The organism is Pseudomonas sp. GW821-FHT05H12, from assembly GCF_059419385.1.
Window position 1 is genome coordinate 132,570 of sequence record NZ_JBWKRS010000001.1, and the last position, 15,956, is coordinate 148,525.

Here is a 15,956-nt window from a genome sequence, read left to right on the forward strand (position 1 = left end):
CAGCCACAGGCCGCATCGTCCATGCCCCTCACCGTCACAGGCCCGCGAAAACGCGCCACGCGCTACTTGATCACCCTGCTCAGCGGCCTGTTACCCATCGCCTTGGGCGTGGTGATCCTGCACTGGCAAGCCGAGCGCACCTTGCAATTGAGCACCGCCCAGACCGCGCGCGAGGCTGTACGCCAATTCGACCTGATGCTGGACAATACCTATCTCGCCGCCCAGGCCTTGTTGCCATTGGCCGGCCAGCCGTGTGACAGCGGTGCGCAATTGGCGCTGCGCGAACAGGTGACCCGCCGCCCCTTCGTGCGAGCCACGACCCTGTCGTGGAAGAAAAACATCTATTGCACCTCGCTGTTTGGCGGCAACTACGAGTCGGCGGTCAATCCGGACGATTACGTTGATGGCACGCTGTGGTTGATGAATGGCAACCCGGTCACGCCCGATACCGCGCTGCTGGTGTATCGGTTGGTGGATGGCGATAAAGCCGCATTTGCGTCGATCGACGGTTACCACCTGACCAACGCCCTGCGCCTGATCAGCCGCTACGCGCACCTGGTCCTGCAAGTGGGCCCCAACTGGCTGGACGCCGATGGCAAGGTGCATGACAGCCAGGTACCGGAGTTTCCGGTGGCCCACCATCATCTTGTGTCGTCGCGTTATCACTACAGTGTGGACGCCGGTATGCCGGCCGGCGAGGTGTGGCGTTATATGGAAGCCCGCTACCCCGCGCTGTTCAGCCTGCTGGTGTTCTTTGGTGTATTGGCTGGCGTGCTTGCGCACTGGCTGCAAAAACGCTCATCGGCACCGACCCACGAGTTGCAGCGGGCTTTGGGGGCCAACGAGTTCATCCCTTACTTCCAGCCGGTGGTACGTGGCGACACTCGCCAATGGGCCGGTTGCGAAGTGTTGATGCGCTGGCAACACCCGAAGGAAGGCCTGGTGCGCCCCGACCTGTTTATTCCGTTGGCTGAGCATTCCGGCTTGATCGTGCCCATGACCCGGTCGCTCCTGCGTCAGACCGCCGCTCAATTGGCCCCCCACGCCGAGCGTTTCTCGCCCGGTTTTCACGTGGGCGTGAACATCACCGCGCGGCACTGTCAGGACCTCGCGCTGGTAGACGACTGTCGCGAGTTCCTTGCGGCCTTTACACCAGGCCAGGTCACGCTGGTGCTCGAGTTGACCGAGCGCGAGTTGATCGAGCCTACCGACATCACACGCCAGCTATTCGATGCTTTGCATGAACTGGGCGTGATGATCGCTATCGATGACTTCGGCACCGGCCACTCAAGCCTGGGTTACTTGCGTAACTTCAATGTGGACTACTTGAAGATCGACCAAAGCTTTGTCGCAATGATCGGTGCCGATGCGCTCTCCCGGCATATTCTGGACAGCATCATTGAACTGTCCGGCAAACTCGACCTGGGGATCGTTGCCGAGGGCGTGGAAACAACCGAGCAATGCGAATATTTGGCGGCTCAAGGTGTGGATTTCCTGCAGGGTTATCTGTTCGGACGGCCTCTTCCGTGTGATGAGTTCATTAAATCACTGAGCAGCCATTGAATAGCCATCTAGCACCTTTGATGAAAGCGTGTTATTTCGACAAAAGTCATGATTTACTCGTGGTGAATTAACTACTACAATTTTTCGTGCCTGTGCAGAACTCGCAGAAAGGTTTCTTTCTTTGAGTCACTTTAACGCTCTTGGCTTATAGCGTTGTCTGCAGTTGATATCAGCCAAATACACTATTGGAGTACAGATTTTGTCCAGACTCGCCGAATTTCGCGCAGCAGAAAAAGCCCTTCAAGAGCAGCTTGCCCAGCTGGAATCCCTGAAGAACGACGCCGGCCTGAAGAAAGAAATCGAATTCGAAGAAAAGCTTCAAGCGCTGATGAAGACCTACGGCAAAGGCTTGCGTGACATCATTTCCATTCTTGACCCTAACCCGGGCAAGGCTTCTGCTGTTGCCGCCGCGCCTAAACAGCGCCGCGCACGCGTGGTCAAGGTTTACCACAACCCGCACACCGGCGAGTTGATCGAGACCAAAGGCGGCAACCACCGCGGCCTGAAGGCCTGGAAAGAACAGTATGGCGCCGCCACTGTAGACTCTTGGCTTCGCGGCTGATCGCAACGCACTAATAAAGAGCCCCGCAGATGCGGGGCTTTTTATTTTTCGGTGCGGAGTCTACTCATGTTCGGAATCGAACTTAACTAACAGTTCATCTCTTTCACAATCGACGAGCGCCGGCTTAAAGTTTCAGGCTTTCGCGCACCGCACTGACTTCATCTTTGCTTGCCTCATAGGCTTGTGCCTGGCCGGCGTACGAAAACACATACGCTTTATCGGCATCCACGGCGCCCACTAGTGTTTGCGACAGCACATGCCGACCGTTCTCGGTAATCACACAAGTGGTTTCCAGCGCATCAAGATGGCTCAATGTCGAAGGGTGCATCTTGCTGCACACGCTTTGATAACCGCCTTGGGCAAAGTCCTTCTGGATGGATTTGCGCATTTCCAGCAGCACACCTTGAAGATTAACTTTATGTCCGGCCTCGATGGGGGTTCCTGTCAACTCCATGACCATCAACGTGGTGCCGTTTTCATCGTTTTTGATTGCGCGTTGACGCGACACGGTTGCGGGCGTGGCGGGTGCTTGATCATCCGGCACCACTTCTTCCACTTGCCAACCACTGGGCCAATGGATTTCCGGGTCGGCCGCCAGTACAAACGGACTGCCCAACAGCAGGCACAAGGAACTCAACAGAGATTTACGGAACTCAATCATTGCCAAAAACACCAGAGGTTCAAGCCTCAAAGTTTGAGCCCCGAGCGCAACAGGCCGCAAGCGCCGCGTGACCTTTTTCATTTGGCGCCATAGGCGAGCGTTGCGTATCATGACCACGCTGCACGGATGCCAGCCGCAAGCCAAGGGAACGCTCCTGTCACTGGAGCCGCGTTTGCCCCATTTTTTTCTGGAGGGCCCATGAGCCTGCACGAACTGAACACTTTCCCGGGCGTCACTGCCCAACCTGACACCGCCACAGCGAACTTCGTGTTCAACCACACCATGTTGCGGGTCAAGGACATCACCAAATCCCTGGACTTCTATACCCGCGTCCTGGGCTTCTCCCTGGTGGAAAAGCGCGACTTCCCGGAAGCCGAATTCAGCCTGTACTTCCTGGCCCTGGTGGACAAATCCCAGATCCCAGCCGACGCCGCCGAGCGCACCCAGTGGATGAAGTCGATTCCGGGCATCCTGGAACTGACTCACAACCACGGCACCGAGAACGACGCCGACTTCGCCTACCATAACGGCAACACCGACCCACGCGGCTTTGGCCATATCTGCATTTCGGTGCCGGATATCGTGGCGGCGTGCGAACGTTTCGAAGCCCTGGGTTGCGACTTCCAGAAGCGCCTGAGCGATGGCCGCATGAAAAGCCTGGCGTTCATCAAGGACCCGGATGCGTACTGGGTTGAGATCATCCAGCCTGCACCGCTGTAACCTGTATACCCCCTTGCTGGCGATGGCAATTTTGAAATCGCCATCGCCGGCAAGCCGGCTCCTACGGACAGCAAAAAGCCCCGTGATTGCTCACGGGGCTTTTTGTTTATGGCCGAATCAGGCCGGGGCAGACGTGCGGATGAGGTGATCGAAGGCACTGAGGGAAGCCTTTGCGCCCTCGCCTACTGCAATCACGATCTGCTTGTACGGTACCGTCGTGACGTCACCGGCAGCGAACACGCCGGGCAGTGAAGTCTCGCCGCGGGCATCCACAATGATCTCGCCACGTGGCGTCAGTTCCACGGTGCCTTTGAGCCAGTCGGTGTTGGGCAACAGGCCGATCTGCACAAAGATCCCTTCCAGGTCGATGGTCTTGAACTCACCGCTGTCGCGATCCTTGTAGGCCAGACCCGTGACTTTTTGACCGTCACCTTTGACTTCACTGGTCAGGGCGCTGGTGATCACGTCCACGTTCGGCAGGCTGTACAGCTTGCGCTGCAATACAGCGTCGGCGCGCAACTTGCTGTCGAACTCCAGCAAGGTGACGTGGCTGACGATACCGGCCAGGTCGATGGCTGCTTCAACGCCGGAGTTACCGCCGCCGATCACCGCCACACGCTTGCCCTTGAACAACGGACCATCACAATGCGGGCAGAAGCACACGCCTTTGGCTTTGTATTCTTGCTCGCCCGGCACACCCATTTCACGCCAGCGGGCACCGGTGGCCAAAATCACAGTCTTGGACTTGAGGGTCGCACCGCTTTCGAAGCGAATTTCGTGCAGGTCGCCGGCGTTTTTCGCAGGGACAAGAGCACTGGCACGCTGCAGATTCATGATGTCCACGTCGTACTGACGCACGTGGGCTTCCAGGGCGCTGGCCAATTTAGGGCCTTCGGTTTCCTGTACCGAGATGAAGTTCTCGATGGACATGGTGTCCAGCACCTGACCGCCAAAGCGCTCAGCGGCGACGCCGGTACGGATGCCTTTACGGGCAGCGTAGATGGCTGCGGAAGAACCGGCTGGGCCACCGCCGACGACGAGTACATCAAAGGCGTCTTTGGCGCTGATTTTCTCGGCAGCTTTTTCGATACCGCTGGTGTCCAGTTTGGCGAGGATTTCTTCCAGGCCCATGCGGCCCTGGCCGAAGTTCACGCCATTGAGGTACACGCTCGGTACCGCCATGATCTGGCGTTCGTCGACTTCAGCCTGGAACAGCGCACCGTCGATGGCGACGTGGCGGATGTTCGGGTTGAGCACGGCCATCAGGTTCAGCGCCTGGACCACGTCCGGGCAGTTCTGGCAGGACAGCGAGAAGTAAGTCTCGAAGTTGAACTCGCCCTTGAGGGCACGGATCTGCTCAATCACTTCAACACTGGCCTTCGACGGGTGGCCACCGACTTGCAGCAGGGCCAACACCAACGAAGTGAATTCATGGCCCATAGGGATGCCGGCAAAACGCAGGCTGATCTCGGCACCCGGGCGGTTGATGGAGAACGACGGCTTGCGCGCATCATTGCCATCGGTTTTCAGGGTAATCAGCGTGGTGAGGCTGACAACGTCCTGCAAAAGGGCAAGCATTTCCTGGGATTTCGCGCCGTCATCAAGGGAGGCGACGATCTCGATCGGCTGGGTGACCCGTTCCAGGTATGACTTCAACTGAGCTTTAAGATTGGCGTCCAACATACGGGCGATTTCCTATTAATTCGGTTTATTGCAGACAAAAAAACGCCCGAGCGAATCTCGCCCGGGCGTTTTGGGGGCGGATGCAGCTTACTTAAGTGCGGCGTACCGCCCTTGCGACTTCACAGACTTAGATCTTGCCGACCAGGTCCAGGGACGGCGCCAGAGTGGCCTCGCCTTCTTTCCACTTGGCTGGGCACACTTCGCCTGGGTGGGCAGCGACGTACTGGGCCGCTTTGATTTTGCGCAGCAGTTCGGAAGCGTCACGGCCAACACCACCGTCGTTCAGCTCAACGATCTTGATCTGACCTTCTGGGTTGATCACGAACGTACCGCGGTCTGCCAGGCCAGCTTCTTCGATCAGCACGTCGAAGTTGCGAGAGATGGTCAGGGTTGGGTCGCCGATCATGGTGTACTGGATTTTGCCGATGGCTGGCGAAGTGTTGTGCCAGGCAGCGTGGGCGAAGTGGGTGTCGGTGGAAACGCTGTAGATTTCGACGCCCAGTTTCTGGAATTCGGCGTAGTTGTCAGCCAGGTCTTCCAGTTCGGTTGGGCAAACGAAGGTGAAGTCGGCTGGGTAGAAGAACACAACGGACCACTTGCCTTTCAGGTCAGCGTCGGACACATCTACGAAGTTGCCGTTTTTGTATGCAGTCGCTTTGAACGGTTTTACTTGGCTGTTGATGATAGGCATCGTTGACTCTCCGTCAGGGGTTAAGAAGTTGATGAAGTGAATCCTACCCACTCTCTGGCCCGATGGCTCATTGGCAAACCTGATGCTGACGATTGGTTTTCCCTATCAGGTAACTGTATTAATAGAAGAAATCTCAAATCAACGGCTGGGTAGCCAGCGTCATGCCAAGAAAGGGCGTCGCTTCAACATAGCGCATGGCGGATTTCATGTCGTTCCAGCCGACGTAACTCATCAGCGACTTCAGATCCCAGCCGCTGCGATGGGCCCAGGTGGCGAAGCCCCGACGCAGTGAGTGGCTGGTGTATTGATCCGCAGCAATACCCGCTCGCTCCAGGGCCTGGCGTAACAGTGGGATGACACTGTTGGGATGCAACCCCTCCTCGCCCAGGTTGCCCCAGCGATCAATCGCCCGGAACACCGGGCCGCGCACCAGTGCCGAGGCGCTGAGCCACTCGCTGTAGGCCTGCACCGGGCAAAGCCGCAACAGGGCCGGCGTTTGATAAGTCTTGCCAAGGTTCTCACGGTCGCTCTTGCTGCGCGGCAGGTACAGGCTGATGCCAGCTCCCGGCACTGCTTGAACGTGTTGGATTTCCAGGCGACAGAGCTCATCGCTACGAAAGCCTCGCCAGAACCCGAGCAAGATCAGTGCGGTGTCGCGCTTGGCGCGCAGCAAACGGGACGAATCCTGAGCGTCACTCGCCGCCTTCGCTTCGTCCTCTAAAGAGGCAACCACCTGCTCCAGATGCTTGAGCTGCAAAGGCTCGGCCTGTTTTTCCCGCGCAGGGTGCACCGCGCGAATCCCTTTGAGCACCTTACGCACCATTGGCGCCTTGGTCGGGTCCGGAAACCCCTGACTGGTGTGCCACTGCGCCAATGCTGACAGCCGCAACTTCAAAGTGTTGACCGCCAGCACCCCGGCATGCGCCACCAGGTAACGCGCCACGCTGTCGCTGGTGGCGGGCAGGAACCCGCCCCAGCTCACTTCAAAATGCTCGATGGCGGCACGGTAGCTGCGGCGGGTGTTGTCGCGGGTGGCGGCGTTGAGATAACGGTCCAGATCGCTCATGAGGGGCCTATTCGTTCGGCTATTGGGCGCTGCGGGCGGAAAAACACGCATGACACGGGATAATACGCCAATATCCCATCTGTTAAATCATGATTTTTAATCGGTTTTTATTAATGTTATAGTATGTAACTACATACCACGTACCACATTATCAAATCGACGGAGACCCCATGGCGCGCGGCGGTATAAACAAAGCGGTCGTTCAAACAGCACGCCTGGCCATCCTGGCCCGCGGCGAGAACCCCAGCATCGACGCGGTACGCATCGAGATGGGCAACACGGGCTCGAAAACTACGATTCATCGGTACCTGAAGGAACTGGACGAGAGCGAAACCCGCCTGACCATCACCGAGGCACCCATCGACGACGAGCTTGGCGAACTGGTGGCGCGGCTGGCCCAACGCCTGAAAGAAAAGGCCCAGGAGCCTATCGACCTGGCCCTCGCACAATTCGAGCAACACAAAGCCGCCCTGCTCGCCCAGCTGGAAACGCTGGAAGCAGTCCACGGCCAGCTCAAGCAGCAATTTGATATTCAAGCCGCCGCCCTGGCCGAAGAAAGCGCCGCCCTGCAAACCACCAGCACCAGCCTGCAAACCGAACAGACTCGCAATGCCGGGCTGAGCCAGGCCTGCAGCGACTATGAGTTGCGGGTCAACGACAAGGACGAGCAGATTCGCTCACTGGAAGAAAAGCACCTGCACGCCCGGGACGCGCTCGAGCACTACCGCAACGCCATCAAGGATCAACGTGAGCAGGAGCAGCGCCGCCATGAGGGGCAGTTGCAGCAGGTCCAGGCAGAACTGCGCCAGACCCAGCAGAGCGCGTTGGTGCGCCAGGACGAAATCACACAGTTGCACCGCGACAACGAGCGACTGCTGATCGAGCACCGGGTCACCGCGAAAGAATTGGCTGCGCTGCAAGAGCAAACCCGAAAAGACCAGGCCCAGCAGCTCAAATTGAGCGAACAGGTCAGCCAGATCGACAGCGAACGCACCCTGCTCCAGGAGCGCTTACGCGTTGCCGTGCTGGAAAGTCAGTCGCGCCAAGAGGCGCTGGCAACTCACCAGCAGGCCAATAAAACGCTGGAACTGGACCTGATCAAGGCCCAGGCCAGTATCGAGGCGCTGCGTCTGGCGGCCGTCGTTGCAACGGTGCCAGAGCAGACACCGCCAGCCTGATCAGCCGGCCACAGGCGTGCGCATAGTGACGAACTCTTCCGCCGCCGTCGGGTGCACGCCGATGGTTTCATCGAAATGCCGCTTGGTCGCGCCCGCCTTGAGCGCGATCGCCAGGCCCTGCACTATCTCGCCGGCGTCGGGGCCGACCATGTGGCAACCCAGCACCTTGTCGGTGTCAGCGTCTACCACCAGCTTCATCAAGGTTTTTTCCTGGCAGTCGGTCAGGGTCAGCTTCATCGGCCGGAAGCGGCTTTCGAAGACCTGCACGTTGTGGCCGTTCTTCTTCGCCTCTTCTTCGGTCAAGCCCACCGTGCCGATGTTCGGCAAGCTGAACACCGCCGTCGGGATCATGGCGTAATCCACCGGGCGGTACTGCTCAGGCTTGAACAGGCGACGCGCCACGGCCATGCCTTCGGCCAGGGCAACCGGCGTCAACTGTACGCGACCGATCACATCACCGATGGCCAGGATCGACGACTCGGCGGTCTGGTACAGGTCATCCACTTCAACGAAGCCGCGCTTGTCCAATTTGACGCCAGTGTTTTCCAGCCCCAGGTTATCCAGCATCGGGCGGCGGCCGGTGGCATAGAACACGCAATCGGCTTCCAGTACACGACCGTCCTTGAGGGTGGCCTTGAGGCTGCCGTCCGCTTGTTTGTCGATGCGCTCGATGTCTGCGTTGAATTGCAGGTCCAGGCCACGCTTGGTCAACTCTTCCTTCAGGTGCGTGCGCACCGAGCCATCAAAGCCACGCAGGAACAGATCGCCGCGATACAGCAGCGAGGTCTGCGCGCCCAGCCCGTGGAAAATGCCGGCGAACTCGACGGCGATGTAGCCGCCACCCACCACCAACACGCGCTTTGGCAGCTCTTTCAGGAAGAACGCTTCGTTGGAGCCGATGGCGTGCTCGCGCCCCGGGATCTCCGGGATCTGTGGCCAGCCACCAGTGGCAATCAAGATGTGCCTGGCGGTGAAACGCTCGCCATTGATTTCCACCTGGTGCGGGTCGACCAGGCGCGCATGGCCTTCATGCAAGGTCACGCCGCTATTGACCAGCAGGTTGCGGTAGATGCCATTGAGGCGGTTGATTTCGCGATCCTTGTTGGCGATCAGGGTCGCCCAATCAAAGTTTGCCTCCCCCAGCGACCAGCCAAACCCGCTGGCCTGCTCGAAGTCTTCGGCGAAATGTGCGCCGTACACCAACAGTTTTTTCGGTACGCAACCGACGTTTACACACGTGCCGCCCAGATAGCGGCTTTCGGCTACCGCCACCTTGGCACCAAAGCCCGCAGCAAAGCGTGCAGCACGAACACCGCCGGAACCGGCGCCAATTACATACAGGTCAAAATCGTAGGCCATTTCACTCTCCTCGGCAGGACATCAGCATACCGACTTACGTGGGGCTGAAAAACGAAAAAGCCACCCGAAGGTGGCTTTTTACTTGGCGGGGCTGACTGAACTCAGTAGGCCTTGCCGGTCTTGTAGAAATGCTCGAAGCAGAAGTTGGTCGCTTCGATGTAGCCTTCAGCGCCACCGCAGTCGAAACGCTTGCCTTTGAACTTGTAGGCAATCACGCAACCGTCTTTGGCTTGCTTCAACAGGGCGTCGGTGATCTGGATTTCACCACCCTTGCCTGGCTCGGTTTCTTCGATCAGCTTGAAGATGTCCGGGGTCAGGATGTAGCGACCAATGATCGCCAGGTTCGACGGGGCATCTTCCGGGGCTGGTTTCTCAACCATGTCACGTACGCGGATCAGGCCATCGCCGATTTCGTCGCCCGCGATCACACCGTATTTATTGGTTTCCGAAGGGTCCACTTCCTGGACCGCAACGATGGTGCAGCGGTACTTCTTGTACAGATCAACCATCTGCTCCAGCACGCCTTTACCGTCCAGGTTGACGCACAGGTCATCCGCCAATACCACGGCGAATGGTTCGTCACCGATCAGCGGACGGCCAGTCAGGATTGCGTGGCCCAGGCCTTTCATCTGGGTCTGGCGGGTGTAGGAGAACGAACACTCGTCCAGCAGACGACGGATGCCGACCAGGTATTTTTCCTTGTCGGTGCCCTTGATCTGGTTTTCCAGCTCGTAGCTGATGTCGAAGTGGTCTTCCAGCGCGCGCTTACCACGGCCGGTCACGATGGAGATTTCGTTCAGGCCGGCATCCAGTGCCTCTTCGACGCCGTACTGAATCAGTGGCTTGTTCACCACCGGCAGCATCTCTTTGGGCATGGCTTTGGTCGCTGGCAAGAAGCGAGTGCCGTAACCGGCTGCTGGGAACAAGCATTTCTTGATCATATAAGTCCTTACTAAAGGGCTGTGCGTACGGAATTCGGCGCAGTCTAATCAGGCCGCAGTCACCTTACAATGGGTCCTGCTGGCGTTGCGATGTCATCATAGAGAAAAAATGTCGGCGTAAGTTCCGCTAATCCTACGAAGAGCTTCACTTGCACCACGGCAAAATCATCCTTTACCCCTGTATCTAAAGGGCTGCAACCGTTTTAGCATGCTTTTGGGTGCGCAGCACTGACCTGCAACAACTTACGCTTTCCCATGGCATTTGGCGCTATCATGGCCCGCTTGAACCAGACCACGAGATTGATAGATGTCCGAACCAAAAGGCGTAAACGGCTACTTGATCACGAAGCGAGCAGACGGCTGGCACCTGATCAACTTCCACGGCGACAGCGTTGCCGGTGCTTTCGCGACCGAAAGCCAGGCGATTGCGGTCGCTGAAGTGTTCGTGGATGAAGCAGGCCACGCGTCGAGCAAACGGCCCAAGGGTAAGTAAGCTTAAAGGTCGCGCATAGAAAGCCCCGTTGATCGGGGCTTTTTTGTGCGCATTCGTTTATCGCTGCGTTCAACCTCCCCCCCAGCACCGCACGTTAGTTGGAATGAATGCATAAGCCACTATTGCATTCACAAAACTGTCATCCCATTCTTACAACTAACAAAACATATAAACCGCACCCCACAATCGCCGCGTAGTTAATATCCTACAGTCAAACCTCGAGTTTTGGCAAACTGCCATAATCCACCTACACATTCCGATACATCCAGGCTACGCAACTAAGAGAATCCGGCGACTTACTTTTTAAAGTGCAGCCCAGACAATTGCCTGGCTTCGGAAAAATTCCGATCAGGCAATACAACTAGTTGGAAAACTCAACCATTCCCACGTTCAAGTCGAGGACTGGCCCGAAGCATTAACACCAGCGTCGCAAGGGTATCGACCCTTGCAGTATGCCTGGAAAGTCCTGCACGCAACTGTGACGGGATTGACTGATGACTTTCACTTATAGATGGGTCTTTGCAAATGAAAACTGAAATGAAAACTGCGCTGTTGTCTCTCGGGCTGTTGATGGGATCGATGCCTGCCGTTCAAGCAGCGGATGGAACCGTTACGTTTTACGGCTCGGTTCACTCTGGCGCCTGTTCTATCAAGCCTGAATCCGTAGATCAATCAGTTAACTTGGGGGCCATCGCAAAGCATCAACTGCAAGCCGGAGGCAAATCCAGCGCCCGGCCTGTACGCATTGAACTTGAAGGCTGCGACCTGACTGGCCTTACCGACAACACGGTAACGACCACCTTCACGGCAGCCCCATCGACCGTGGTTCCTGGTGCGATCGGCACCGTCGGGGGCGCAGGCAACATTGGCATCATGATGACCCATGGTGGCGCGCCTATCGACCTGGGTACACCGACTCGCCCGCAGGCCATTGTCGCCGGTGAAAACACCTTGGAGTTCGGTGCCTATGTGCAGGGTGCGGCCACGGGCGACGTCGTCCCCGGGGATTTCACCGCAGTCACCAATTTCACCCTGGCTTATCAGTGAGTATCCCCCCCGCCACCACAGTGGCGGGGGGAACTGGCGGGAGATAACGGTGAAAACATTCAAAAACCTCGCTATTACCAGCTCACTGATGATGTCCATCGGTCACGTACTTGCCCAGGGTCAAGGCGACGGGATTGTGACGTTGGGCGGAGAGATCATTGATTCCGCCTGCGGGCTGGAGCTGTCCAGCGTCGATCAGACAATCGAAATGCCTCCCGAACCCATCGGCCGGCTGTTGCGAAATACGCTGGGCGCGCCACACCCCTTTCAACTGCGCCTGGTCAATTGTTCATTGACACGCCCCGACCCGAATCGCCCGGGCGCAACGCTGCCCGACTGGGAACATCTGCGGGTGACGTTTGATGGCACCCCCGACCGGGGCGGTCGTTCCTTCGCTGCCACAGGTTTGTCCCAAGGCGTGGCGTTTCATATTTGGGATTCCACAGGCCAGGAAAGTGTCCCGGGCGAGCGCATGGCCCCACACCCCTTGAATGAGGGTGACATGACACTGAACTACACGCTTCGCCTGGTCGGCAATGGGTTGCAGTTATTGCCCGGTGCGCACAGTGCCGCGGTGCGATTCAGGTTGGAATACTTTTGAACATTGATGGGTTGCTTTTATGCTGAATGCATCGAAGATAAAAAATACATTACGCCCAAGTTTAGTATTTGGCGGCTTGATAACCATGACAGGGACTGCACTGGGCGCTGGGGATATCGAATTTAATACTGACGTTCTTGATCTCAGTGATCGTTCCAACATTGACTTGTCCCAATTTGCACGCAGCGGGTTCATTCTGCCGGGCACGTATTCAATGACCGTACAGATTAACAACCAACCTATAACAGAACAGTCCGTCGCGTTTTACCCACCCGACGATGATCCTAAAGGGAGCCAGGCTTGCTTATCGCAAAACATAGTTGAGCAATTAGGTTTGAAATCTTCAAGCATTAAAAAACTCAACTGGTGGAAACAGGGTGAGTGCCTGGATATTCAGGAGCTGACCGGAGCGGAAGTCAGTGGTGATCTGGCAACTTCCACACTCAATATTAATTTGCCCCACGCTTATCTTGAATACAGCGCCATTAATTGGGACCCCCCTTCTCGCTGGGACGAAGGGGTGTCTGGCCTGCTGATTGACTACAACATGACGGCGCAAACCGGCTACCAGAAGAATGATGGGACCCGTACCAACTTCAGTGGTAACGGAACGGTGGGGGCCAATGCCGGTGCGTGGCGTTTGCGGGCTGACTGGCAAGGCCGTGTCGACCCTGACCGAGCCGACTCGGCCCAGCGCCGTCAGCGGCTGGAGTGGAGCCGTTACTACGCTTATCGAGCCATCCCGCAATTGCAGGCCCGGCTGATCGTGGGTGAAAACTACCTGTATTCGGATCTGTTCGACAGCTTCCGCTTCACCGGTGCCGCGCTCAATTCGGATGAAAGCCAGTTGCCGCCCAACTTGCGTGGCTATGCCCCTGAGGTAGTGGGCGTGGCCAAGACCAATGCCAAGGTCATCGTCAGCCAACAAGGCCGCGTGCTGTATGAAACGTTGGTCGCAGCAGGTCCTTTTCGCATTCAAGACCTCAATGATGCCGTGACCGGCCGCCTGGATGTGCGGGTGGAAGAGCAGGATGGTTCAGTACAGACGTTCCAGTTCGATACGGCTGGGGTGCCATACCTCACGCGTCCAGGGCATATTCGCTACAAAGTCGCGACGGGGCGTCCGTCCAATCTGCAGTACGGCGCCGAGGGTGACTTTTTCGGCACGGGTGAATTTTCGTGGGGTGTCAGTAACGGCTGGTCGCTGTATGGCGGCGGTATCACGGATAACAACTACGGCGCGCTGTCTGCCGGGGTTGGCCGCGACTTGTTGGCCTTCGGTGCGCTCTCGCTGGATGTCACTCAATCTCGTGCACAAGTATGGGGTGAGTCGCTCTCGGGCAAATCGTACCGCCTTCAATATTCCAAGCATTTCGAGGAGTACGACAGCCAAGTCACCTTTGCTGGGTATCGGTTTTCCGAGAAGAACTACCTGAGCATGAGCGAATACCTGGACGCTCGTCATTACGGCATGAATGGCGAACTCGCCGGGCGCGACGCCAACGGCGACCTTCTGAAAAGCTGGAGACCAATCGGTGATAGCAAGGCGTTGTATACCGCGACGGTGAATAAGCAGTTTCGTGACTTAGGGGCCACGGTGTACGCCAGCTACAACAAACAAACCTACTGGGGGCGCTCGGCCACCCAGCGTTGGAACCTGTCGGCATCTCGCTACTTCGATGTAGGTACCGTCAAAAACCTGAACGTGTCCCTGAATCTTCATCGCACCCAGGACTACAACTACAAGGACAACGGTGTCTCGTTGACGGTCAGCCTGCCGTTTGGGCCCACCGGCACACTGTCGATGGACGCCAACCGCGTTTCAGGCAAGAACAGCCTCGGCACGCGCTACAACGATCGCCTGGATGAACGCAACAGTTACCAGATCAGCGCCAGCGACAAGTCCGCCAGTGGTTACTTGAATCATATCGGCAATTTGGCTGACGTTGACCTGGCCGCAAGCAAGCAGGAAGGCGGTTACTCAACACTCAGCGTATCGGCTCGCGGCGGTGGCACGCTCACGCCGCATGGCGCAGCACTGCATCGCACCAACAGTACTGGCGGAACCCGCCTGATGGTTGACACCGGCGGTGTACCCGGTGTACCCGTGCGCGGTTACGGCACGCCGACCCGCAGTAACGCCTTCGGCAAAGCCGTGATCGTCGACGTAGCCAGCTATTTGCGCACGGCCGCCAGCGTCGACCTGGAGAACTTGCCGAGCAATGTCGAAGCCACTCAATCCGTCACACAGCTGACGCTCACCGAAGGTGCTATCGGTTACCGGTCCCTGCCGGTGATCGCCGGTGAAAAAGCCATGGCCGTTCTTCGCCTGCCCGATGGCAGTTCACCGCCCTTTGGCGCCACCGTGAAAAACGTAAAACAACAGGACACCGGCATCGTGAACGATGGCGGCAGCGTGTACCTGAGTGGCATTCAGGCCGGCGGACAAATGGTCGTCAGTTGGGGGGGCACCGAACGCTGCATCCTCAACCTCCCCGACGTGTTGCCCGCTGACGGTTTGAGCGATGCCCTGCAACTGGGCTGCCGGATGGTGGCCGCTGATCAATCCTTACCTGAGCCCGCGACGTTGACCGGCAAGCGTGCCAAAACGGAGAACACATCCTCATGAACCTCAACACACGTTTCACCTGTCAGGCCCTCACCTTATTGGCGCTGGGTTTGAGCCACAACGCCAACGCTGCGGTGGGCCTGGACCGAACCCGCGTGATCTTTGATGGTGGCAAAGACGCTACCAGCGTGAATATCACCAACAACAACACCCAATTGCCGTATTTGGCCCAGGGGTGGATTGAGGATGAAGCGGGTAAAAAAATCACGTCCCCCTTGATCGTGTTGCCACCGGTCCAACGGTTGGAGCCGGGAAAACAAAGCCAGCTGAAAGTGCAAGCCTTACCGGCCGCCAAGACATTGCCGCAGGATCGAGAGACGGTCTACTACTTCAATTTGCGGGAAATCCCTCCACGCAGTGACAAACCCAACACCCTGCAAATCGCGCTGCAGACCCGAATCAAGTTGTTCTACCGGCCGCAAGCCATTGCGCCGACCCAGCAAGACTTGTCCAACCCGTGGCAGGAAAAGCTGACCCTCACTCGCGAAGGCGAGCGCTACCAGGTGAACAACCCGACGCCCTACTACGTCACCCTGGTCGATGCGCGCAGCGCCAAGGACGGCAAAACCTTGCCCGATTTTGAACCGCTGATGATCCCCCCGAAAGGCTCGCTGGCCCTGGGGCCTAGCGCCAAGGCGCTCGGCGAAACTCCGCATTTGGCCTATGTGAACGATTACGGTGGACGCCCACTGATGGCTTTCACCTGCAGTGGCAACACCTGCAAGGTCAACGCGCAAGCACCATCACTTAATGAGTAGTGCC

At 57.6% G+C, this 15,956-nt stretch carries 15 protein-coding genes; 9 read left to right on the plus strand and 6 right to left on the minus strand.

The features are described from left to right. The first annotated feature begins 21 nt into the window (after positions 1 to 21). Complete coding sequence (locus AC07SU_RS00555) at positions 22 to 1,563, plus strand: EAL domain-containing protein (RefSeq protein WP_494995836.1); 1,542 nt, start codon at positions 22 to 24, stop codon at positions 1,561 to 1,563. 199 nt (positions 1,564 to 1,762) lie between these two features. Then, positions 1,763 to 2,125 (plus strand): histone-like nucleoid-structuring protein, MvaT/MvaU family, encoded by a 363-nt coding sequence (locus AC07SU_RS00560; protein WP_176996038.1) that lies wholly within the window; start codon positions 1,763 to 1,765, stop codon positions 2,123 to 2,125. Positions 2,126 to 2,249: 124 nt separating this feature from the next. Here AC07SU_RS00560 and AC07SU_RS00565 read toward each other — a convergent pair whose 3' ends face one another. After that, positions 2,250 to 2,786, minus strand: coding sequence for a DUF4946 domain-containing protein (locus AC07SU_RS00565; RefSeq protein WP_494996014.1), 537 nt, complete (start codon positions 2,784 to 2,786; stop codon positions 2,250 to 2,252). Positions 2,787 to 2,984: 198 nt separating this feature from the next. On the opposite strand from AC07SU_RS00565, the gene gloA reads away from it, so the two are divergent. Next, on the plus strand, positions 2,985 to 3,506 hold the full coding sequence (gene gloA / locus AC07SU_RS00570; protein ID WP_012724171.1) for a lactoylglutathione lyase: 522 nt from the start codon (positions 2,985 to 2,987) through the stop codon (positions 3,504 to 3,506). Between the two features lie 117 nt (positions 3,507 to 3,623). Here gloA and ahpF read toward each other — a convergent pair whose 3' ends face one another. The 3 genes from ahpF to AC07SU_RS00585 all read right to left on the minus strand — a co-directional run bounded on the left by ahpF (position 3,624) and on the right by AC07SU_RS00585 (position 6,946). Continuing rightward, entirely contained in the window at positions 3,624 to 5,189 is a 1,566-nt protein-coding gene (ahpF, locus tag AC07SU_RS00575; RefSeq protein ID WP_176996037.1) for an alkyl hydroperoxide reductase subunit F, read from the minus strand. A gap of 127 nt (positions 5,190 to 5,316) precedes the next feature. Further along, the gene (gene ahpC / locus AC07SU_RS00580; RefSeq protein WP_010210361.1) at positions 5,317 to 5,880 is read right to left on the minus strand and encodes an alkyl hydroperoxide reductase subunit C; all 564 of its coding nucleotides are present in this window, start codon (positions 5,878 to 5,880) and stop codon (positions 5,317 to 5,319) included. A 133-nt stretch (positions 5,881 to 6,013) separates the two neighbouring features. Further along, positions 6,014 to 6,946 (minus strand): site-specific integrase, encoded by a 933-nt coding sequence (locus AC07SU_RS00585; protein WP_494995837.1) that lies wholly within the window; start codon positions 6,944 to 6,946, stop codon positions 6,014 to 6,016. 170 nt (positions 6,947 to 7,116) lie between these two features. Between AC07SU_RS00585 and AC07SU_RS00590 the strand changes: the two genes are divergently transcribed. Continuing rightward, a complete protein-coding gene (locus AC07SU_RS00590) occupies positions 7,117 to 8,124 on the plus strand; it encodes a DNA-binding protein (protein WP_494995838.1) in 1,008 nt (335 codons plus the stop codon). On the opposite strand, the gene gorA is transcribed toward AC07SU_RS00590, so the two are convergent. Together gorA and galU are read right to left on the minus strand one after the other, a co-directional pair. Next, positions 8,125 to 9,483: a glutathione-disulfide reductase gene (gorA, locus tag AC07SU_RS00595; protein WP_494995839.1), complete on the minus strand. Its 1,359-nt coding sequence runs from the start codon at positions 9,481 to 9,483 to the stop codon at positions 8,125 to 8,127. Positions 9,484 to 9,584: 101 nt separating this feature from the next. Beyond that, entirely contained in the window at positions 9,585 to 10,424 is an 840-nt protein-coding gene (galU, locus tag AC07SU_RS00600; RefSeq protein ID WP_071484119.1) for a UTP--glucose-1-phosphate uridylyltransferase GalU, read from the minus strand. 307 nt (positions 10,425 to 10,731) lie between these two features. Between galU and AC07SU_RS00605 the strand changes: the two genes are divergently transcribed. The 5 genes from AC07SU_RS00605 (at position 10,732) to AC07SU_RS00625 (ending at position 15,952) form a co-directional block, all read left to right on the plus strand. Continuing rightward, the gene (locus AC07SU_RS00605; protein ID WP_029294643.1) at positions 10,732 to 10,917 is read left to right on the plus strand and encodes a hypothetical protein; all 186 of its coding nucleotides are present in this window, start codon (positions 10,732 to 10,734) and stop codon (positions 10,915 to 10,917) included. Positions 10,918 to 11,454: 537 nt separating this feature from the next. Then, positions 11,455 to 11,964, plus strand: coding sequence for a fimbrial protein (locus AC07SU_RS00610; RefSeq protein ID WP_494996015.1), 510 nt, complete (start codon positions 11,455 to 11,457; stop codon positions 11,962 to 11,964). Positions 11,965 to 12,013: 49 nt separating this feature from the next. Beyond that, entirely contained in the window at positions 12,014 to 12,565 is a 552-nt protein-coding gene (locus AC07SU_RS00615; protein ID WP_494995840.1) for a fimbrial protein, read from the plus strand. 19 nt (positions 12,566 to 12,584) lie between these two features. Next, positions 12,585 to 15,194, plus strand: a complete 2,610-nt coding sequence (locus tag AC07SU_RS00620) for an outer membrane usher protein (protein ID WP_494995841.1) — start codon at positions 12,585 to 12,587, stop codon at positions 15,192 to 15,194. Beyond that, the gene (locus AC07SU_RS00625; protein ID WP_494995842.1) at positions 15,191 to 15,952 is read left to right on the plus strand and encodes a fimbria/pilus periplasmic chaperone; all 762 of its coding nucleotides are present in this window, start codon (positions 15,191 to 15,193) and stop codon (positions 15,950 to 15,952) included. The genes AC07SU_RS00620 and AC07SU_RS00625 overlap by 4 nt, the downstream gene beginning before the upstream one ends. Positions 15,953 to 15,956: the final 4 nt, after the last annotated feature.